Annotated in this window: 21 protein-coding genes; 12 read left to right on the top strand and 9 right to left on the bottom strand. The window is 49.4% G+C overall.

Annotated elements, in window-relative coordinates; translation table 11 throughout:
• The first annotated feature begins 68 nt into the window (after nt 1-68).
• From BUB81_RS15770 to BUB81_RS15755, 4 genes are read left to right on the top strand one after another with little or no spacing between them, the layout of a single operon-like run.
• Nucleotides 69-1,076 (top strand): aspartate carbamoyltransferase, encoded by a 1,008-nt coding sequence (locus BUB81_RS15770; protein ID WP_073324290.1) that lies wholly within the window; start codon nt 69-71, stop codon nt 1,074-1,076.
• A 12-nt stretch (nt 1,077-1,088) separates the two neighbouring features.
• A complete protein-coding gene (gene hemL / locus BUB81_RS15765) occupies nt 1,089-2,369 on the top strand; it encodes a glutamate-1-semialdehyde 2,1-aminomutase (protein ID WP_073324289.1) in 1,281 nt (426 codons plus the stop codon).
• Between the two features lie 24 nt (nt 2,370-2,393).
• The gene (locus BUB81_RS15760; RefSeq protein ID WP_073324288.1) at nt 2,394-3,461 is read left to right on the top strand and encodes an adenylate/guanylate cyclase domain-containing protein; all 1,068 of its coding nucleotides are present in this window, start codon (nt 2,394-2,396) and stop codon (nt 3,459-3,461) included.
• 19 nt (nt 3,462-3,480) lie between these two features.
• A complete protein-coding gene (locus BUB81_RS15755) occupies nt 3,481-3,693 on the top strand; it encodes a hypothetical protein (RefSeq protein ID WP_073324287.1) in 213 nt (70 codons plus the stop codon).
• Here BUB81_RS15755 and BUB81_RS15750 read toward each other — a convergent pair.
• The 7 genes from BUB81_RS15750 to glnK all read right to left on the bottom strand — a co-directional run bounded on the left by BUB81_RS15750 (nt 3,677) and on the right by glnK (nt 10,901).
• A complete protein-coding gene (locus BUB81_RS15750; RefSeq protein ID WP_084526640.1) occupies nt 3,677-4,531 on the bottom strand; it encodes an endo alpha-1,4 polygalactosaminidase in 855 nt (284 codons plus the stop codon). The two genes, BUB81_RS15755 and BUB81_RS15750, sit on opposite strands and share 17 nt — an antisense overlap.
• A gap of 72 nt (nt 4,532-4,603) precedes the next feature.
• Nucleotides 4,604-5,485 carry a protease HtpX gene (htpX, locus tag BUB81_RS15745; protein WP_073324286.1) on the bottom strand — a complete coding sequence of 294 codons (882 nt, stop codon included), beginning with the start codon at nt 5,483-5,485 and terminating at the stop codon, nt 4,604-4,606.
• A 118-nt stretch (nt 5,486-5,603) separates the two neighbouring features.
• A complete protein-coding gene (gene nhaR, locus BUB81_RS15740) occupies nt 5,604-6,482 on the bottom strand; it encodes a transcriptional activator NhaR (RefSeq protein WP_073324285.1) in 879 nt (292 codons plus the stop codon).
• A 26-nt stretch (nt 6,483-6,508) separates the two neighbouring features.
• Complete coding sequence (locus BUB81_RS15735; protein WP_073324284.1) at nt 6,509-7,423, bottom strand: Dyp-type peroxidase; 915 nt, start codon at nt 7,421-7,423, stop codon at nt 6,509-6,511.
• A 7-nt stretch (nt 7,424-7,430) separates the two neighbouring features.
• Nucleotides 7,431-9,116 (bottom strand): gamma-glutamyltransferase, encoded by a 1,686-nt coding sequence (ggt, locus tag BUB81_RS15730; protein ID WP_073324283.1) that lies wholly within the window; start codon nt 9,114-9,116, stop codon nt 7,431-7,433.
• 166 nt (nt 9,117-9,282) lie between these two features.
• Nucleotides 9,283-10,527 carry an ammonium transporter gene (locus BUB81_RS15725; RefSeq protein WP_073324282.1) on the bottom strand — a complete coding sequence of 415 codons (1,245 nt, stop codon included), beginning with the start codon at nt 10,525-10,527 and terminating at the stop codon, nt 9,283-9,285.
• 35 nt (nt 10,528-10,562) lie between these two features.
• Nucleotides 10,563-10,901 (bottom strand): P-II family nitrogen regulator, encoded by a 339-nt coding sequence (gene glnK / locus BUB81_RS15720; RefSeq protein ID WP_073324281.1) that lies wholly within the window; start codon nt 10,899-10,901, stop codon nt 10,563-10,565.
• Nucleotides 10,902-11,157: 256 nt separating this feature from the next.
• Between glnK and BUB81_RS15715 the strand changes: the two genes are divergently transcribed.
• Both BUB81_RS15715 and BUB81_RS15710 read left to right on the top strand, forming a co-directional pair.
• Nucleotides 11,158-11,922 carry a hypothetical protein gene (locus BUB81_RS15715; protein ID WP_073324280.1) on the top strand — a complete coding sequence of 255 codons (765 nt, stop codon included), beginning with the start codon at nt 11,158-11,160 and terminating at the stop codon, nt 11,920-11,922.
• A 2-nt stretch (nt 11,923-11,924) separates the two neighbouring features.
• A complete protein-coding gene (locus BUB81_RS15710) occupies nt 11,925-12,842 on the top strand; it encodes a DUF808 domain-containing protein (protein WP_073324279.1) in 918 nt (305 codons plus the stop codon).
• Here BUB81_RS15710 and azu read toward each other — a convergent pair.
• Together azu and mrcB are read right to left on the bottom strand one after the other, a co-directional pair.
• Nucleotides 12,829-13,296, bottom strand: coding sequence for an azurin (gene azu / locus BUB81_RS15705; protein ID WP_073324278.1), 468 nt, complete (start codon nt 13,294-13,296; stop codon nt 12,829-12,831). The genes BUB81_RS15710 and azu overlap by 14 nt on opposite strands.
• Before the next feature lie 568 nt (nt 13,297-13,864).
• On the bottom strand, nt 13,865-16,195 hold the full coding sequence (mrcB, locus tag BUB81_RS15700; RefSeq protein WP_245819238.1) for a penicillin-binding protein 1B: 2,331 nt from the start codon (nt 16,193-16,195) through the stop codon (nt 13,865-13,867).
• 279 nt (nt 16,196-16,474) lie between these two features.
• Here mrcB and BUB81_RS15695 point away from each other — a divergent pair, with 279 nt between their 5' ends.
• The 6 genes from BUB81_RS15695 (at nt 16,475) to BUB81_RS15670 (ending at nt 21,621) form a co-directional block, all read left to right on the top strand.
• Entirely contained in the window at nt 16,475-16,717 is a 243-nt protein-coding gene (locus tag BUB81_RS15695; RefSeq protein ID WP_073324277.1) for a DUF6489 family protein, read from the top strand.
• Between the two features lie 18 nt (nt 16,718-16,735).
• On the top strand, nt 16,736-18,520 hold the full coding sequence (locus BUB81_RS15690) for a PHA/PHB synthase family protein (protein ID WP_073324276.1): 1,785 nt from the start codon (nt 16,736-16,738) through the stop codon (nt 18,518-18,520).
• Between the two features lie 100 nt (nt 18,521-18,620).
• Nucleotides 18,621-19,049: a polyhydroxyalkanoate synthesis repressor PhaR gene (gene phaR, locus BUB81_RS15685; RefSeq protein ID WP_073324275.1), complete on the top strand. Its 429-nt coding sequence runs from the start codon at nt 18,621-18,623 to the stop codon at nt 19,047-19,049.
• 197 nt (nt 19,050-19,246) lie between these two features.
• Nucleotides 19,247-19,891: a phasin family protein gene (locus tag BUB81_RS15680; protein ID WP_073324274.1), complete on the top strand. Its 645-nt coding sequence runs from the start codon at nt 19,247-19,249 to the stop codon at nt 19,889-19,891.
• A 28-nt stretch (nt 19,892-19,919) separates the two neighbouring features.
• Nucleotides 19,920-20,258: a phasin family protein gene (locus BUB81_RS15675; RefSeq protein ID WP_073324273.1), complete on the top strand. Its 339-nt coding sequence runs from the start codon at nt 19,920-19,922 to the stop codon at nt 20,256-20,258.
• A gap of 145 nt (nt 20,259-20,403) precedes the next feature.
• Complete coding sequence (locus BUB81_RS15670) at nt 20,404-21,621, top strand: polyhydroxyalkanoate depolymerase (protein ID WP_073324272.1); 1,218 nt, start codon at nt 20,404-20,406, stop codon at nt 21,619-21,621.

Here is a 21,621-nt window from a genome sequence, read left to right as displayed (position 1 = left end):
GCCTGTAGCAGGCGATGTATGCCAGGCAGACTTGTTCCGTTCACCAACTTAGGCCATTCGCATCAACTATGTCTAGTTTCACCGGAAATCACATCCTTTCAGTTACACAGTTTAATCGTGAAGCCATCGATTTGGTATTTAATGTTGCCGAATCCATGGAACCCTATGCCAAACGGAAAAAAAGAACAACAGTTCTTGATGGCGCGATATTAGGTAATTTGTTTTTCGAGCCCAGTACCCGCACACGAGTGAGTTTTGGTACCGCCTTTAACCTGTTAGGGGGTGAAGTCCGTGAGACCACCGGCATGGCAAACTCCGCTCTGGCCAAAGGCGAATCGCTATACGATACGGCCCGGGTACTCAGCGGTTATTCCGATATCATCGCTATGCGCCACCCCGCGGCAGGGTCTGTATCAGAATTTGCGGAAGGCAGCCGGGTACCGGTAATTAACGGCGGAGACGGGGCTAACGAGCACCCTACTCAGGCACTGCTCGATTTGTTTACCATTAAACGCGAACTGCAGTACAACAACAAAACCATCGATGGACTGCACATCGCTATGATTGGTGATTTGCGCTACGGGCGGACAGTTCACTCACTGTCAAAACTGCTGTGTTTATTCAAGAACATTCGTTTTACTTTGATTTCGCCAAAAGAATTGGCCATGCCACAGAATATTCTGGATGCCATTACCGACGCGGGCCATTCGCTGCACATTACCGAACAGCTGGAAGGCAATATGGATGCGGATATCTGTTATCAGACGCGCATTCAGGAAGAGCGCTTTCCTTCGCAAGATGAAGCCAATAAATACCGTGGTAAATTCCGCCTGAATCAGAGTATTTACACTCGCCACTTCCAATCAAAAACCGTGATCATGCATCCATTACCGCGCGATTCACGTACCGAAGCCAATGAATTAGACAACGACCTCAACCTGAACCCGAATCTGGCGATTTTCCGTCAAACCGATAACGGCGTGTTAGTCCGGATGGCCTTGTTTGCCCTTACCCTCGGGGTAGAGAATCTGGTCTCTCAATACGAGCGGGATGTGGTGTGGTACACCAATAAGTAAGAGTTAGTATTTATGCAAAAATCAGAACAGTTATTTGAACGTGCGCAGAAAACCATCCCCGGCGGAGTGAATTCGCCGGTTCGCGCATTTAAAGCCGTTGGCGGTACGCCGCGCTTTATCACCAAAGCAGACGGCCCGTATATCGTCGACGCTGACGGTAAGCAGTATATCGACTATGTACAGTCATGGGGCCCAATGGTGTTGGGTCATAACAACGAAAAAATTCGCAATGCCGTGGTTGCTGCGGCACAAAATGGCCTGAGTTTTGGTGCGCCGACCGAAGCCGAAATCATTATGGCCGAAAAGGTTAAAGAACTGGTACCTTCAATGGAAATGGTACGGATGGTGAACTCGGGTACCGAAGCTACCATGTCCGCTATTCGCCTTGCCCGTGGTTACACCGGTAAAAACAAGCTGGTTAAGTTTGAAGGCTGTTACCACGGTCACGCTGACTCGTTGTTGGTAAAAGCGGGCTCGGGTGCGCTAACACTGGGTGTGCCCAGTTCACCGGGTGTGCCTGCCGATGTGGCTCAGCACACGTTAACCGTTGAATTTAACAACCTGGACAGCGTAAAAGCGATTTTCGCCGAATGTGGAGACGATATCGCCTGTATTATCGTTGAACCAGTTGCCGGTAACATGAACTGTATTCCACCGGTAGACGGGTTTCTTGAAGGCCTGCGCGCAATTTGTGACGAATACGGTGCCGTGCTGATTTTCGACGAAGTGATGACCGGCTTTCGGGTTAGCCGTGGCGGAGCCCAAGAGCGTTACGGCATTACCCCTGACCTGACCTGCTTAGGCAAAGTCATTGGCGGCGGTATGCCGGTCGGCGCGTTCGGCGGAAAACGTGATATCCTCACTCATATCGCCCCCACCGGCCCTATTTATCAGGCCGGTACACTGTCGGGCAACCCCATTGCCATGGCCGCAGGTCTGGCTGCGCTGGATCAGTTAGCAGAGCCTGGCTTGTATGACAGCATCTTCGCCAGCACACAAAAATTGGTTGAAGGCTTCCAGACTATTGCCAATGAGTTCAGCATCCCGCTTACAACAAACTCAGCTGGTAGCATGTTCGGTATTTTCTTTACCGACGTGGAAAAAGTCGTTAACTACCAGCAGGCCATTAATTGCAATCAGGCGCAATTTAAGCAGTTTTATCATGGCATGCTCGACGAGGGTGTATACTTAGCACCTGCATCTTACGAAGCGGGTTTTGTGTCGAAATTGCACGATGACGCTATCATCACGGCAACACTGGACGCTGCACGTAAGGTATTTGCGAACTTGTAATCACTTCGCGGAGTCCTGAGCACGATGATATTAGGCATAATATGTACAGGCTTGGGACTTTATGCATTCGTTGTGACGCTGCTCTTAGTGCGGCAGCGTCGCGTCACCCGCCATATCGTTAAATCCGCGTCCAGGGTAATTCCTAACCCGGCCGGGCGTATTGACGACAATGAGCAGCGCTTCCTCGAAAAAGCCGATGAAGCTATGCGCCTGACTCAGACTTTTCAGAAATTCGTTCCCAAACAGTTCGTGGCTCACTTTGCCAAACACGGCGATGACTCGCTGGAATTGGGCCGTGCAGCCGAAGACGAAGTGGCGATACTACTTTGCGATATCCGCGGTTTCAGTGGCTTGTCTGAACAGATGACCCCACAGCAGCTAATGAACTTTCTCAATTCCTATTTTTTGCGCATGAATGACCCCATTCATCAAAACGGTGGATTCATTGATAAGTTCATCGGCGATGCCATTATGGCGCTATTCGATCATCCAGGCGGAGAAGCAAGTGCCAAAGCAAAGGATGCGGTAAACGCTGCTATCGATTTGCAGAAAGCGCTCAAAATCTACAACTCTCATCGCGCCAAAGTAGGTTATGCAGGCATTGGTGTGGGTGTAGGGATTCATTTTGGCCCGGTTATTCTGGGAACAGTCGGCTCCGATGACCGCATGGACACAACGGTGATTGGCGATAGCGTAAACGTAGCATTCAGACTGGAAGGTTTAGCTCCCAAGTACCACGCGGATATCGTAGTCAGTGCCCAAACCATTGCGGCTATGGGCGAAACCGCCGATGTTCGCTACCGGGTATTAGACTGGGTAAGGGTAAAAGGCCGACAGGCGCCAGTCCGGGTCTATGAGGTGCTCAACCACCTCGATGAAGACATACTACAAGACAAAATTAAGGTACAGCCCTACATCGAGCAGGGACTTGCCTGCAGAATAGCGCAGGACTTCAGTGCCGCACTGGACCACTTCCACCAGGCACTGAACTTACTACCCGGCGATCCATTAATCAGCTATCATATCGACACATGCAAACAATTGATGCAACTCACCATTCCGGCTGACTGGGATGGTTCGGTGTCGATTTAATAAACGCAAGGAAAAGACGTTGAACATCAATTTGACCCTGGTAGGCGAAATCATCGTGCTTGCCGCCATTGCGATGGGCTTTATTGGCTACCATCTGGGCAAGCGAAAAACACACTCTCCCATGCTAACGGCCATTTCTCTGGCAGTCTCATGCATTATTCCATTAGTCGCGCTGATTTATTTGATTGTATTAATAAACAAACCGGATTTACCCGCTACTGCGAGCAGCTAAAGCGAAAACTGTCGGCCAGCGTCAGGGGCAAAATCAATGTGCTCAAGCCCATTGTGCTGGCTTGGTCGCAGAGGGTTGCGCGTGCGTTAGCGTCGTTAAGCCAGCCGCTGTGGTACTCGGCATTAAACACCGCTTTATTATTTTCAGTAAACGGCTGCAGAGCGTTACACTCGTTGTATTCAAAGCACTGTTCGTTAACCGCAAAGTCAAAGTACGGCTCGAGTTCCATGACTTGGTCCAGGTCGTTTTTCAAACCGATGCCCAGCCCGTGACTGTGCGCTGCCGTCGATAGGGCCAGATTAAACGCAAGCTGATCTTCGTGAGATAAATTGAATCCGGTTTGGTTGGTATAACCATCCACGTTGTCCGGCTCTACTGCATCGCAGCCTTTTTCACTGGCCAATGCGATGCGGGTTTCCATGATGGCAAGAATGCTTTGTTCACGGATATCCAACCAGCGTTCGTCTTCCCAGCCATCCAGGGTGTCGCCAAGTGCGCTGGCAGGAAACTGCGAGGCATCGTCACGCCAGGCTTCATAGGAGCCAGCCGAGAAATAGCAGATCACCCGAATACCTTTATCCTGTAACTCACTAATCTGCGCCTTGCTGACATCAAACAGATCAACGTCATACACATCAACCGTGTACTGGGTGTTCAACTCACCACTCAATTGCCATTGCCATGTTGTACCTGATGAAGGAGAGTACCAGGCACCGTTAACCTGTGTGGGAATAGGAAACGGCGATGAGGACTGCGGGACTTCCTGACTGTTACCCCCGCATCCACTGAGCAATGTAAGCACAACAACATAAAGCAAACTGCGATAGGATAACAACACACTACAATCCTCAAGGCCTGAAAATAGAAAAAGCCGGACGGGAAGTGGACACCCGTCCGGCCTGGTCACCAATTATCCATGCAGAGTAGTGCGAAGTGCCTGAATCCGCTTTTCAAGCGGGGGGTGACTCATAAACAATTCTGACATCGCCGGCTTGTTGGCAATACCAAAGGCCATCATAGTGCCTTCTAGCTGGCTTTCGCGATTAGACTTCAGTCGCTCAAGCGCCGCTACCATTTTATGGCTGCCAACCAGTTTGGCTGAGCCAGCATCGGCTCGGTATTCACGTTGACGTGAGAACCAAAACACAATGATGCTCGCCAACACACCGAATATCATCTCAAGAATAAACACGGTGATCATATAGGCAAATCCCCCCATGGATTCCCCTTCTTCATCATTTCCGCGCATCACGTTGCTAATGAGGCCTGCAACGACCCGCGCAAGGAAGATAACAAAGGTATTCACCACACCCTGCACCAGGGCCAGTGTGACCATGTCGCCATTGGCTACGTGAGACACCTCGTGCGCCAACACGGCCTCGGCTTCATCCTGCGTCATGCCTTGTAGCAACCCTGTACTGACTGCGACCAGCGCATTGTTCTTACTCGCACCGGTTGCAAACGCATTGATTTCCGGTGAGTCGTAAATTGCCACTTCCGGCATACCAATACCGGCTTTTTCAGACTGGCGGCGCACCGTATCCAATAACCAACGCTCTGTTGCGTTGCGGGGTTCTGTGATCACCACAGCGCCGGTTGAGCGCTTCGCCATCCATTTCGAAATCGCCAATGAAATAAACGAACCGCCAAATCCAAAAATGGCAGCAAAAACCAATAACCCACCCATGCTCTGGCTGTTGATACCCAGAACGCTGAAAACAACGCTCATAACAACGCCCAGCACCAGCACCACAGCCAGGTTGGTGATAAGGAACAGCACTATACGTTTCATAAAATCCTCGACTAAAAAAAGAAACCTGTTTCTGAGATTTCCCAGACATAGAGTATATAGGGTCATTACTTATAAGTTAAAATCGAATATAACTTATAAATAATCAGAAAATACCTGATTATTTGCGGAGCGCTTTAACAAGTGTGACTACCGCGGGATGTGAGAGCTTTCGCTCTGGGGAAATGGCATACAACTGTTCGGTAACCCGATTAATAGTGCCGACTTTAATGAGGTTGTACTGTGTTTTCAGGTGTTCAGAGAGGAGTTCCGGTGCCGCAAAAGCCCCTAATCCCTGCTGGGCGAATGCCAGCATCAACGCGCTGTCGTCAAACTCAGCGTGAATATCGGGTTGAATGTCCATTTCACTGAACCAGCCAAGCAGTTTCTGCCTGATCAGCGATTTCTTTCCCTGAAGCAGAAACCGTTTGCCAGTGAGGGATTCTGGAAAGCCGTTTGTCAGTTCGATGGCCAATTGTTCGGTAGCAAATACCGCCATTGAGGATTCAGTCACCAGGTGACTGTACGCTTTCACGTGACTGCCGGTTTGAATGGGTTGGTCAGCCAGCACCATATCCAGCTTATTCACCGCAAGCTCCCCCAACAAGCTGGTTAACTCACCTTCCCGACATACCAGTTTTACCGGCAGTTCCAGGACAGGCTTCAGCATTTCGTAAACCAGTGTTTTCGGCAACACGTCTGTTATGCCTACCGTAAAGCTCTGCCACTGGCTATGCTGCTGGGTAAGGACGGCTTTTAACTCGTCCCCCAGCTGAAATATATCGGTTGCATAACGCTGCACCAAGTGGCCCAGCTCTGTTGGCACCAGTCGACGTGATTGCCGGGTAAATAGTGGAGCGCCAATGGTATCCTCCAGTGCACTGATCTGACCGCTGATGGTCTGAGGCGTGATATGCAGCAACTCGCTGACTCTGGCAATACTGCCGTGCTCGGCCACCATATGGAAATAATACAACTGGTTAAAATTAACGGGCGTCATGGGTGCTTGTGAATATGATTGCCGTTCTAAAGCTTGGCTTGCTGCTTAATAAAATTAATCGAAGGCGCAAAATACGCGCCGCCGGACTCAGCGCTGGTAAAATCCAGCCAGCGGTCATAGTCACCATCACCGGTACCAAATATCTGGCTATCTAACATCCGCTTAAATGGCTGTGAACTTGAAGAGCAGGTGACCGAAAACATCCCCTGCACAAGCATATCGCCATAGGGCATGCCTTGCTTTAATAACTCTGGGACACCGTTTTCGTGAGACGTTAAGTTCGCACGCACCGAATGCGAAGACGGGTTACATTCGACACTGGCAAGGTTATGTTCTTTGGTTGTGCCCATCACTTGCTCTTGCTGACGTTGAGACAAGCTCTGCCAGCGGCGTAAATCATGACGAAAACGCTGCACATGCACATAACTACCGCCGACAAACTCCTCATCAGCGCCGAGCACGGCAACGTTCATTCGCTGCATACCTCTGGGATTGTCCGGTGCATATAAATAGCCATTTAAGTCACGGCCGTCGAGATAGCGGAACCCCTGTACGTGCTCGACTAACTCTACGTGAATACGCAGCAACTCCATGACTTCCAGACCAATGGCGTAACAAATATCCCAACGGTCGGCACGGATTTGAATAAACAGATCGGTTGGTGTACTCGGCGCAACCCTGTCTTCACACTGCATATCGGGAAAAGGGGTTAGCTCAACCGGGATGGGGCCAGGGAAGAGTTCGCTCCAGTAGTTATTGCCAACAGCAATGACACCCGACACCATGGCTTCATAGTGTTCGTTGTCGTAGTGGTCCAGTACTTCCAGCACTCTTCCCAGTTTGGCACGCACGGCCTGACTGTCCTCGTCAACCACGTTGAACAATAAATATTGTGCGTGCAGGTTTGGCTCAGCACAGATACCTTTTTGTGGTTGCGACATAAAACTCCTAATACCCTGCGGCTTGCCCGTCTTTGCGGCTTTCCGATGCACCAAAATATACTTGTTTATCGGCATCATACAGAATGGCTTGATAGCCACCGTATATTCCCAGCTTATCAGACAACTGATGCCCCCGCTCGTATAACGTACGACGCACTTCTGTTGCAAAACCGGTTTCCATACTCAATTCGCCACCGTCTTTCATCAGTGCTCCGGTCGGGCTGCTCGACCCCACGTGAATAAAGCGCGGTGCATCGCCGGCTTCCTGCAGGTTCATGCCGAAATCGATCAGGTTCACCACAATTTGCGCATGCATCTGTGGCTGTGTTGCACCGCCCATCACCCCAAAACTTAGCCAGGGTTTGTTATTGCGCGTCACCATAGCGGGAATGATCGTGTGGAAGGGGCGTTTCTTAGGTTCGTAAGTATTGAAGTGATTCGGGGCCAGCGTAAACAACTCACCGCGATTTTGTAAAATGAAACCCAGCTCCGGTGGCGTCATACCTGAACCCATTCCCCGGTAGTTGCTTTGTATCAGTGACACCATATTGCCGTCTTTGTCGGCAACGGTAAGGTAAATGGTGTCCCCTTCAACCACACCTGCATCGTAGCGTTTAGCCGCTTTATCAGGGTTGATCAGAGCACGGCGCTTTTGTGCATAGTCTTTTGAAATTAATGCGCTGACAGGGATATCGTTAAACGCTGGGTCAGCGTAATACTTGGCGCGGTCTTCAAAGGCGAGCTTTTTCGCTTCCACGAAGGTATGGATATAGTCCGCCGACCCAAAACCCATGCCTTCAATATCGTACTGTTCAAGTATGTTCAGGATCTGTAACGCCGCGATACCCTGACCATTTGGCGGTAACTCCCAAACATCGTAGCCCCGATAGTTGGTGGATACCGGCTCAACCCATTCAGAAGTATGGGCAGCGAGATCTTCGTAACTTAAAAAGCCGCCCTGCTCTTTCATGTAAGCACCAATTACGCGGGCGATGTCACCTTTGTAAAAGGCATCACGGCCGCCTGTTGCTATTTTTTCATAAGTCGCTGCCAGTGATGGGTTTTTGAAGATTTGTCCGGTAGTGGGCGCTTTACCGTTAGGCATGAAAACGTCAGCAAAACCTTCATATTCACCGATGCGGTCGACATTCATTTGCCAGTAATAGGCCACAACCTCGCTAACCGGATACCCTCTGCGAGCATATTCAATCGCGGGAGACAAGATACTGGTCATCGGCAGTCGACCAAACTTTTCGTGCAGACTGAACCAACCGTCAACCGCACCTGGCACAGATACCGGTAAGGGCCCGAAAGACGGGATGGTGGTTAACCCTTGTTCGGTAAAATATTCGGCCTTTAACGCCGCAGGCGAGCGACCTGAAGCATTCAGGCCATGCAGCTGTTTTGTTTCGGCATCCCACACGATGGCAAATAGATCGCCACCGATTCCACAACCCGTGGGTTCCACCAGGCCTAGCATGGCATTCGCTGCAATAGCAGCGTCAACCGCGCTACCGCCTTGTTTAAGAATATCGAGTGCAACTTGGGTGGCAAGTGGCTGACTGGTCGCCGCCATTCCCTGTTGTGCAATCACTTCAGAGCGGCTGGCAAAAGGCGCGCCTGTTACGCGATCATAAGCGTGGGTGACAAAGGAAAAGGTAAGTAATATCAACAGCCGGCTAATTATTTTCATCGTCGTTATAAGCGTTGGCTAAATAACCAAAGCATACCTGCTATTTCTCACTTAGAGAAGGCCACTTACATAAGAAAAAACCCCGCAAATGCGGGGTTAGAGTTGAAGTGATATAGGCTTATTAATATTGTTTTAGATGCCCAATCTTAAATTGCTCAGTGCGCTATTAGCGACCGCTTGTGAAGTCTGGGTATGCTTCCAGACCACATTCGCTGATATCCACACCTTCGAACTCTTCTTCTTCGCTAACACGTACACCGATGATAGCTTTGATGATTAACCATGCTACCAGGCTGGTTACGAATACCCATACGAAGATAGTCAGAGCACCAATCAGCTGACCGCTCATAGAAGAACCGTCGTTTGTGAAAGGAACCAGGATAAGACCTAACAGACCTACAACACCGTGAACAGAGATAGCACCTACTGGATCATCAATTTTCAGTTTGTCCAGAGTCACAATGCTGAATACTACCAGTACGCCACCTAGTGCACCGAACAGAGTTGCAGTAAGAGGAGTAGGCGTAGAAGGCTCAGCAGTAATAGCTACCAGACCAGCCAGTGCACCGTTCAGTGCCATAGTCAGGTCAGCTTTACCGAACATGATGCGGGCAACAATCAGTGCAGCAATACAGCCACCAGCAGCCGCTGCGTTAGTGTTCATGAATACAACCGCAACCGCGTTTGCACTTTCCACAGTAGCAGTAGCCAGTACTGAACCACCGTTGAAGCCGAACCAACCCATCCACAGGATGAATGTACCTAAGGTAGCAAGAGGCAGGTTTGCGCCAGGGATAGCGTTAACTTTACCGTCTGCAGTGTATTTACCTTTACGAGCACCCAGTACCAGTACACCCGCTAGTGCTGCAGCAGCACCTGCCATGTGAACGATACCTGAGCCGGCGAAGTCAGAGAAACCTAAGTCACCCAGAGTATACATACCGAATACAGATACGCCGCCCCAAGTCCATGCACCTTCCATTGGGTAGATGAAACCAGTCATTACCACTGAGAAAGTCAGGAAAGCCCAAAGTTTCATACGCTCAGCAACCGCACCAGATACAATAGACATAGCAGTCGCTACGAATACTACCTGGAAGAAGAAGTCTGCTGAAGGCGCGTAAGTGGCTGGATCTTCAGCTACATCAGTAGCACCGTCACTAACGATACCGCTCAGGAACAGGCTCCAGTCGTCGCCGCCGTACATGATGCCGTAACCGCAAATCATGTACATAGTACAAGCAATCGCAAACAGCGCGATGTTTTTAGTCAGAATTTCAGTTGTGTTCTTTGCACGTACAAGGCCAGCTTCCAGCATGGCAAAGCCCGCGGCCATCCACATTACTAATGCGCCACAGATCAAAAAGTAAAAGGTATCTAACGCGTACCCTAATTCAAAAGTTGTTTCCATTATGCTTATCTCCGCAAAATTCTCGTAGACGGCGCTTACAGGGCGTCTGAGTCTGTTTCGCCAGTACGAATCCGAACGGCACCTTCAAGGTCGTAAACAAATACCTTGCCATCGCCGATTTTACCGGTCTTCGCTGCGCCAACGATCGCTTCTACCAGACGATCTACCTGGTCATCCTGTACCGCAATTTCCAGTTTTACCTTTGGCAGGAAATCGACCTGATATTCCGCTCCGCGGTATAATTCAGTGTGTCCTTTTTGACGTCCGAAACCTTTCACTTCGGTCACGGTTAACCCGTCGATACCGATTTCTGAAATGGCTTCACGAACATCATCCAGCTTGAAAGGCTTGATGATTGCTGTGACTAGTTTCATGTGTTGCTCCCAAATGTTGGATTGCTTTGCAATATTGATTGTTGTGCAAGAGCTAATAAGACAAGTCCTATGCCACAAATTTTAATTATTAAAAATCAATAACTAACGTCAAAATAACACAGAAACTTACGCTTTTTTTGCACCATTTGAAAGCAAGCAGCCAGAATTGCACCATTTTAGTGCTATGGATTTTCATCCCTCTATTCACACCATTTATCGCAGGGAACTATCGCACACTTAACAGGTCGAATTGCCCATGCAAATCATCGATATATCTCTGGTTGACGACAGCCCGGGCCCTTCCCCAAGGCCAGTTGCACAGTCCAAGGCACTGTGGGGGATCCTGTTGCTTTCAGTTCTGGTACATGCGGCAATTATCTGTTCGCTGTCGTGGACAACGCCTGTTCCACCAGAAGTTTCAGAGCCAACCATAAAGGCAGTACTCATTCGTTTACCTCCGTCTCCGCCCGAGACAGCGCCTGTAGAGCCAGAACCTGTATTGCCTGATGTCGAGCCCAAAAACGAAGTTCCTGTCACGACAACCGAAGTTGCCCAAGAGCCAATCGCACCGGCTGAGCCAACGCCTGCCCCTGACGTCTCTGAACCTCCGCTTGAGCCCGAAACACAGCCCGACGCTCAACCACCTGCAGAACAGCCTGCTAACGGAGAAATCCTGACACAGTCTGCAGACAGCCCGGCTCCTGCTAGTCGCAGTATTCGTCAATCGATTGGTCAGACGCTGCAACAACAACAGATGCAAATGCAGCAAGACATGGCTGAAGCCGCTGCGCGCGCTTACCGGCAACAGAAAAACTCACCGGACCTTCGTATTGGAGAATACGATCCCAAACCAGAGCCGACACCAGGCGAACATCAGATTAATTGTGACAAAGGCGTGAATAGTTCGCTGGCAGTAGTTGCAGGACTATTCGGTGGCAATGTAAAGTGCACCCAACGAAACGACTTTCAGCAGTTTATTGATAAACGGCTGAATAAAACCCATCTCGACAAGGACAACTAAACGTGGCTGCAGCAAACTTACTTGCCTTACTGGACGACATCGCCACCATGCTTGATGACATCGCAGTGATGTCAAAAATGGCCGCTAAAAAAACAGCCGGCGTGCTAGGCGACGATTTAGCCCTAAACGCCAACCAGGTGCAGGGGGTAAAGCCAGATCGCGAAATCCCGGTCGTCATGGCCGTAGCCAAAGGCTCGTTCATCAACAAATTAATACTAGTGCCCGCAGCATTGTTAATTAGCGCATTTGTACCTGTGCTTATTACCGTATTACTGGTGATTGGCGGGTTGTATTTGTGCTTTGAAGGCGCAGAAAAGTTGCTCCACAAATGGTTTTTCTCTCACGACGACGAAGACAACGCGGAAACCCGGCTTAATAAGCTGTCAGACAGCAGCGTTGACCTGGTTGCCATGGAAAAAGACAAAATCAAAGGCGCTATCCGCACCGATTTTATCTTGTCTGCGGAAATCGTGGTCATCACACTAGGGAGTATTCAGGAAGCCGATTTGATGTCGCAAATCTTGATCCTAAGCGGACTGAGTGTTGCGTTTACGGTTGGCGTATACGGATTAGTCGCTGCCATTGTGAAAATGGATGACTTTGGCCTTTACCTGTTGCGTAAGTCGTTAACGGGCTCTTTTAATACGGCGCAACGACTGGGCGGCCGCTTCATGCTGACTGCGGCACCGGCACTCATGAAATTTTTATCGGTTGCCGGAACCATCGCCATGTTCCTGGTTGGTGGTGGTATTCTGACCCACAGTATTGGCTTTTTGCACCACATTGCCGAAGCCTTTATTGCGCTGGCGCCGACTTTCAGTTTACTGCTGAGTATAACATTTGACGGCATTACCGGCGTAGTTGCCGGCGCAATAATTGCGCTGGCATTGCAAGCCTGGACTAAGATCAGGGCAGCATAACCAACTCGCCTTTCATCATGACCCAATGCCCCGGTGCCGCGCAAAAGAATACATAGCGCTGTGCCGGATCTAACAGCCCAGTAGCAAACGATACCCAGGTTGATTCACCGCCGCCAATAACATCAGATGCCGCAATCACCCGTTTATCGCCAGGCGTAACAAAACGATTTGCGACACCGGCTTTAAAGCTATCAGCTGCGATACCCTGCATATCACTTTCCAATGCAACAACCACGTTGTGACCCATTGCTGCCACTGGCAACTTACCGCTGTGCTTCAGCAAAATAGACACGGTTTCACACGTCGAATCCACCATCAGTTGCTTTTGCACAAACTGCATGCGGTCATTGGCTTCAAGCTGCAATTCACAGCCACTACCTTCGTTATTTGCCCATACATTGAACGACAATCCAGTGACAAACAATACGCCAATAGCGCGTAGAACGTTTTGCATAACTGCTTCCCTTGTAAAACTAAGTCAGGTGGCAGTAAATCATGAGTCTGGGAAATGAAGCCAACCGGAATATTCCATCGACTTTATCGTTTTTTCTCATTATCCCCCTGAACTTACCTACATTTATAGTGTGATTAACCAGTTATAGAGAGTGGCGTGATTGACGAATAATGTGTGATTTTCACCGATCCTTGGTAAAAGCGTGTTAGCAAATTAATACTGATGAAAATTAAATAGCTTTGTAAATCAGCCATTTAAAATTTTTATGAGCATTGGCACAACTATCGCAATAGTTGCTGCGACTTACAGGTTAGCAGGACATGGAACAGCGAGGTGCAGGATATGATCACTTACAGCTTTATTTTATGGTTGGTGTTAGGCCCGGTACTGGCCTATGTGGTAGCGCTGGGTATTTTTAACGGTATTCGTTATTTGTTTACCTCAGATACGGTTGCGCACTAACTCCCCTTTTTTGACAGAACCGAACTACTCCCGTAGTGCCACTTCTCAGGAATTGCATACGCATTGCAATTTCCTGAGTTTTTTTCCTGTGGCAGTGCAGTTGAGGCTACAGGCCAAGCAAACGTTCCCACCAGGACTTTTTAGTAGCCTTTGTCTTCGATTTTTTCGGTGCAACAGGTTTACCAAAGCAGTCTTGCTGCGCTGGCGGCAATACATCCAGCACGGCAGGCACACTCATGCTATTGGGGCATCCTGCCACCACCACTTCACCGGTATTGGGATCGAAATGCGCAATTCCCAGGCCGTCAGGGAACCTGCGCGACAAAGATTTGGGTTCCTGTAACTGCTGATACGCAATAAACACAGGCAAAGCCCCGCTGGCCCCGGTTAAACCAATCGAATTGTTGTCGTCGTTGCCCACCCAAACGGTGGTCAGGTGATTGCGATCGAAACCGGCAAACCAGCTATCGCGGTAGTCATCCGTTGTACCGGTTTTACCCGCCATGTTTACATTCGGAAAGGTCCGTCCCAGCGATTTAGCCGTGCCGTCGGTAGTCACTTTATACAGTGCATAGTTAAGCAGATAGGCTGCTTCCTCTTCTACGCGTTGCTCGCCGTATTCAGAATGACGCCACATAAGGTGATCATTCGCACTGACAATTGCACTCACCGCATGCAGTGGTCGATATGCGCCGTTGTTAGACAGCGTTTGATACATTTGTGTGGTATCAAAAGGCGTAAGCGCTACTGCCCCCAATGTTAACGATGGCACCATTGGGAAGTCGCGTTTTACACCAAGCTGCCTGAGCATAGTTGCGACTTTGTCGATGCCAAGTTCCAGCCCAAGATTCACCGTGGGCACGTTGAGCGATCTCGCCAGTGCATACAGCAATGGTACCGAGCCACTAAAGGTTTTATCAAAGTTCTGAGGCTGCCACGGCTCCCCGTGCTCGTCTTCAATGGTGAGTGGATTGTCTTCCAGTGGCGTCGCCAGATGATACCTTGCAGGCTCTGACAGCGCAGCCACGTACACCGCTGGTTTTGCCAGCGAGCCAATGGGGCGCACCGCATCCAGAGCCCGATTAAAGCCCGCGTAGCCAGCGTTTTTCCCACCAACAATAGCCCGCAGTTGTCCACTGGCAATATCCGTCACCAGCATCGCGCCTTCAAGGGGTACATCGCGGCCTGATTGCAACTTATTCAGTGTCGACGTCAGGGCTGTTTCCGCTCGCCGCTGAGCATGAATGTCCAATGTAGTGAAGACTTTTACTCCCGACTCCCGAATGTTCGGGTCGGCCAGTATAGACTGTAATTCGCGTTTGACCTGTGACATAAAAGCAGGGTGTTTGCCGGTTGCCAGGCTATCTCCACTGGCTATATTCAGAGGCCTGGACACCGCCATTTCGTATTCCTGCGGCGTAATTTCATTCGCTTCCATAAGTAACCGAAGTACCAGGTTGCGGCGCTCAATGGCGCGATCAGGGTATTTGCGTGGATTGTAAAATGATGGCCCCTTGATCATCGCCACCATCAACGCGATTTCGGTTTCGTCCAGTTCATTGATTGGCCGGTCGAAGAAGAAATAGCTGGCCAGTCCGAACCCGTGCACCGCCATACTGCCACTTTGGCCCAGGAAGACTTCATTTAAGTAGGCCTGAATGATGGCATCCTTGCTGTATCTCGCATCAATGATGAGCGCCATCAGGGCTTCTTTTACTTTGCGCTCAATCGACCGCTCACGGCTTAAATACAGGTTTTTAACCAGTTGCTGGGTCAGCGTACTGCCACCCTGTACCGTTTTACCTGCAGCGATGTTAGCGATTAAGGCTCGTAGAATAGACAGGGGCGCCACACCGTGGTGAGAATAAAAATCCCGGTCTTCCACCAGCGTCAGCGCCTTGACCAGTAAAGGTGGTACCTCGTCGAGCTTTACTAGCATCCGGTCTTCGCTACTGCCACTTGCCAGACGCGTAACCAGCCAGGGTTCCAGTTGCATGGAAGTCAGAGCCTGACCTGAATCGACATTGCGAATTGCACCAATACGCGCACCGTCCCAACTGATCAACACACGCTGTAACGGTTGATACCCTCCCGGAAAGTGAAACGCGCGTCTGAACACTTCAATTGCGCTTCTGGCGACACTGTATTCACCACTCCCCGATGGCTGCGCGACTTTGCGATAACCGAGCAGCTTGAGCTCATCGGTAATTTCTTTACGCGTGATTTCCTCACCCACTTCAATTTGCAAAGGGCGCGCATAGATTTGAGCAGGCACCTGCCATTTGTTGCCGGAAAAGTGATGTTTAATTTGCGCGTCGAGATAGAACAGGTAAGCCCCGAACAAAACGCTAAGTAACAACAGTAATTTCCAGGTGATCCCCCACCAGCGGCGTTTTTTAACGGTAGGTTCGGCTGTTTTTTTCGTTCGTGTTGTCACAAATCTTCCACTAATTCTAAACGTTAAGCTGTGTAAACTGAGATTACGGTGTTGTCAGTGCTGACCTGGATAACAATATATTTGTGCGCTGTATCATACTTTTGGCTCATCAGACTAGACAAGCGAATGTACACTTTTTACTCTGTAACGAGCTAAGCATTCAGGATCGTATTTTAAGAATGCCCGCTGTTCAGCACGCGTTTTGCACAACAACTGTTAGTAAATGCGTGTGTCATTGCGTGTCGCCACGCAATAGCCAGCCAGAAAAAGGAGTGTACCATGAAAATCTCTATCGACATTGATCTGTCGCCGTCTGAAGCACGCGAGTTATTGGGCTGGCCAGATATGACCAAAATTCACGAAGCGTCTATTGCTATGTTTACCGAACAAATGAAAAACGGTAATCAGGAAGCCATGATGACCATGCTGAAGCCCTACCTGGACGGCAGTCAGCAGGCATTTAGTTTTTATCAAAAAATGATGGAAGGTATCGCCACTGGCGCTGCCACTACAAAGAAATAGCCCACACAAGGAGTGCTTGTGCAGCAACAGGACCACAACGAAATTTTGGACACGCTGAATCAATATGCCGAGCAGTTTAATAGCATGGTTCAGAAAATTCTGACGCGTCAGGCTGGCAGTACCGATACCGCCGCTATGTTTGACCCCGAACACCTGCAGACCTTACTCACCAGTAAACTGGCTGAAAACGTGCAGGTCGACACCTCAAAGTTAATCGAAAACCAAATGGCGTTTATGCGCCAGCAAACTGAGCTGTGGCAACAAGCCACCAAAGCGATGTTTGGTGAAAAGGCTGAAACCGTTGCAGCTGAAGAACGCGGCGACCGCCGCTTTAGTCACAGTGACTGGTCAGAAAACCCGGTTTTCAATTACCTGAAACAAGCGTACCTGATCAATTCAAAAATGCTACAGGGCATGATGGACTCCATGACGTTTGCTGACCCGAAGTCAGCAGAGCAGGTAAAGTTCTATACCCGTCAGTACATTAATTCCGTTGCACCGACGAACTACCTGTTTTCTAACCCGGAAGTATGCGAAGAAATTCTGAAAAGCAAAGGCCAGAGCATGCTGAAAGGCATAGAAAACTTCATGCGGGACTTAGAACACAGCCCGCTGGAAGCCTTTAAGATCACGCAAACCGACATGTCTGCGTTTGAATTAGGTGGCAATCTGGCAACCACCCCCGGCGACATTGTGTATCAAAACGACCTGATCCAACTGATTCACTACACGCCGAAGAAAGCGAAAACCTACGCACCGCCCATTCTGTTCGTACCACCGTTCATCAATAAGTACTACATTCTGGATCTGGACGAGAAAAAATCGGCGGTAAAAGGTCTGTTGGATGCCGGCTTCAGTGTGTTTATGATTTCCTGGGTAAACCCCGACAAGTCTCTCGCAGACCATGACTTTGTGAGCTACATGAAACACGGTCCTATCGCAGCGCTGGACGTTGTATGCGACATTACCGGTCAACCCAAAGTGAACATGGTCGGCTTTTGTGTGGGCGGCACCTTGTCGGCAATGACCTCGGCGTACTTACGGGCACAGGGGGACGAACGGATTTTGTCGCTCACACTCCTAACGACACTACTGGACTTTAGTGAGCCCGGTGAAATAGGCAACTATCTCACGGAAGAAAGCCTGAATGCCATGGAACAAAACGCCGATATTAAAGGCGTTTATGACGGCCGGATACTCGGCTTGAGCTTCAGCTTGCTGAGAGAAAACAACCTGTTCTGGTCTTACTTTATTAACAACTATCTGAAAGGTCAGGACCCGGCCGCCTTCGACATTTTGTACTGGAACAGTGATGCAACCAACATCACGTCAGCCTGTTTCAAACAGTACGTGCGCACCATGTACTGGGAAAACAAACTCAAAACGCCCGGCGCGATTGTGATCGATGGCGTGCCCATTGATTTAGGCAACATCGATATGCCAGTGTATTTCCTGTCTACTATAGCCGACCACATTGTGTTGTGGCAGGCAGCCTATCAGGGCACCCAGCTGGTCGGCGGCGATACGCGCTTTGTTCTGGCGGGCTCCGGTCACCTTGCCGGTGTTATCAACCCTCCAGACAAAGGTAAATATCCGCATTGGGTAAATACCGAACTGCCCGATACAGCCGCCAGTTGGTTCGACGGTGCGGAGCAAGTTGAAGGCTCATGGTGGCCAGACTGGCATCAGTGGTTGGCAACGCATGACAGCACCAAAGTTACCGCACCCAAGCCAGGCAAGCACAAAGCCTACCCGGCTGTGGAAGCAGCGCCAGGCAGTTACGTTAAAAAACGGCTCGATTAGTTGTAATCACGCCGCTATCGGCTTCCGGTAGCGGCTTATATTTGCTCTTTTGCCAGCTTTTACGCTACATTGCGCACATCAACTGCAAAGAGTAATCACCATGATCACGATCAAGAAGTACCCCAACCGCCGACTCTACGACACCGCTCAGAGTCAGTACGTGAACATGGATTACATTAAAGCCTTGGTTAAAGCCCGCACCGAGTTTAACGTTGTCGATTCCAAGTCTGGCGAAGACGTTACCAAAACCATCCTGCTGCAGATCATCAGTGAATCTGAAACTAACGAACAACAATCCATTCTCACCAACAAGCTGTTAATGCAGCTTATTCGGTTTTACGACTCCGACATGCAGGTATTTTTACGCGAATACCTTGAGCAAAGCCTGGTGAACTTTATGGAACAACAGGACCAGCTCCAGGGCATGATGAAAAACATGGTCGACACCTCACCACTAGGCTTGTTTAGCAAAATGATGGAGCAAAACCTGGACGTTTGGACCAAGTCACAAAAGCCGCCTAAGAAGTAATAGCCCGTCATTCAGGTACCTTTCCTGGCCACAACTGCTGCAATGCAGCATAAAAAATTACATGTATATTCTATAATGTTCTAGCGTTTTGCTGCATTGCAACAAAAATACCCTTGACCATTTCCAGCCAAGCTGTCTAATATATAACCAACTCATGCTGCAGCGCAGCAAGTATAGACTTCGGATGGGAGTGTTATATGTTTGGCAAATTTTCAGAACAGTTAAAGAAATCATCAAAGCCGATCAATTCGCTGATGGCGATGAATGCAAAGGCAATGGAAGACCTGTCGCAAAATCAAACTGAGCTATTTACCGGTTTACTCACCGACAGCGTGAAATTTATTGAAAGCGTGACGGTACAGACCGAGGTAAAAGGGGTGGTTGCCGCTGGTTCTGAATATGCCGAATCCATGCGCGACCGTTTCGCTATGGCATCGAAAGGGGCGTACTCAACGCTCAGCCACATGCAGGCCGAACTAAAAGACGTAATGAAAACCTCGTTGGACGAAGGGGTTGAGGCAGCAAAAACACCCGTAGCTGAAGCACCTAAAGCGCCAGCTGCGCCGAAGAAGGCAACGCCTAAACCCGCAGCGAAAGCGACGCCAAAGCCAAAAGCACCGGCCAAGCCGAAAGCGGAGCCTGCTGCAGTAAAGGCAGAAGCACCTAAGCCAGCGCCAGAAAAGGCTGTTGAAGCACCAGTTGCAACGCCGGCCCCGGCTGCAGAAGCAAAGCCCGCTGAGGCTCCAAAGCCAGCAGCAAAGAAAACAACGCGTACACGTAAAACCACGACTACCAGGAAAGCGCCGGCCAAAGCAGCGCCTTCTACCAAATCAGAAAGTTAACTAACGACTCTTTTTAAGGAGAGACACCATGATCGAGCAAATGACAGAGAAGTTCCAAACTGCAATGAAGCCTGTTACAGATTTAGCGACGCTGAACATGAACACCATGCAAGAATTAGCAGAGAAGCAAAACAGCTTGTTTTCTACTCTGTTGTCTGACGGCATGTCATTCGTTGAAACAGCGAGCCAGCAGAAAGACCTGATGAGCCTTGCTGAAACGCAAAAAGCGTATCTGGAAGGTGTTCAGGAAAAAATGACTGAATCTGCTAAGAGCAGCTACACCTTAATCACTGAAGCACAAACCAAAGCGGGTGAAATGCTGAAAGGTATGAGCGAAGAATTTACGTCTAAATTCGCTGCTAAGTAAGACTAAAGAACAAGTAAGAGGGCTGTAGGTATCTATGGCCCTCTTTTGCGTCTTGTGTTACATTTTTTTTACAAAAAATGAACTGATGTAAACCCTAGTTGTCCTACTCAGCGCTCGTTCTTGTTGTATTGTTAGGAGTGACCGAATGAACTACCAAGCCTATGATTACATGGCCCGCAGTGCACAAATTATGCACGAAGGCTTTAGCTTGATGAATGATATTGCGAGTCATCCGTCGAACCCCTTTTCCCATACGTTTCCCGGTCGTATGACTAAAGCTTCCCTGGAAACCGCAATGCGCCTGACTCGTCGCTATGAAAAACTGGGGTTTAATATCGACGAAATCACCATTGATGGTAAATACCATCAGGTAAAAGAAGAAGTGGCTTACAGCAAGCCGTTTTGTGACCTGATTCACTTCAATCGCGTTGGCGTAAGAGACGACCACAAAGTGTTGTTGGTGGCCCCTTTGTCAGGGCATTTTGCCACCCTGTTAAAAGGTACAGTAGAAGCACTGCTACCCGATCACGAAGTATACATTACCGACTGGGCCGATGCTCGGGAAGTACCGCTAGACGAAGGCCCGTTTAGTTTTGACTGTTACGTCGGATACCTCATTGAATTCTTAGAGTTCCTTGGACCAGGTACTCACGTTATTGCCATTTGCCAGCCAACCGTTCAGGCGCTGATTGCTACAGCCGTAATGGCTGAGAAGAAGAATGAATGCGTCCCTCGTTCATTAACGCTGATGGCAGGCCCAATCGACACCAGTAAAAACCCGACGCGGGTAAATGAGTTTTCTACCAAACACCCAATGTCATGGTTTCGAAACGTGGCGATTATGACGGTGCCTCATGGTTACCCTGGTGAAGGCCGAAAGGTGTATCCGGGATTCATGCAACTGGGTGGGTTCATTAGTATGAATCAGAAAACCCACATGAAGAAGTACGTTAACTTCTACCAAAATCTGATCTTTGGTGAAGAAGAAGACGCTGATCGTTTCCGCGCTTTTTACGATGAATATCTGGCGGTGCTCGACATGCCAGCTGAGTTCTATCTGGAAACCATTGAACGCGTTTTCAAAAATAATGAACTGGCACGCGGCGCGATTACCTATCAGGGTGAGCCTGTTAGTTTCGAAGCCATCGAAAACACACCGTTGATGACAGTTGAAGGTGCTGACGACGACATCTGCGGGTTAGGGCAAACGGAAGCCGCACAAAACTTGTGTAAAAATATTCCGCACTCGATGCGTAAACACCATGTGCAGCCCGGTGCTGGCCACTACGGCATTTTTAGTGGCTCTAAGTTCCGTCAGCATATCCGTCCGTTAATCACCGATTTTATTCACAAATACGCCTGA

It is taken from the genome of Marisediminitalea aggregata (assembly GCF_900129565.1).
Lineage (GTDB): Bacteria > Pseudomonadota > Gammaproteobacteria > Enterobacterales > Alteromonadaceae > Alteromonas > Alteromonas aggregata.
The sequence above is the reverse complement of the archived record's forward strand: the minus strand, read 5'-3'. Positions and strand labels throughout refer to the sequence as shown.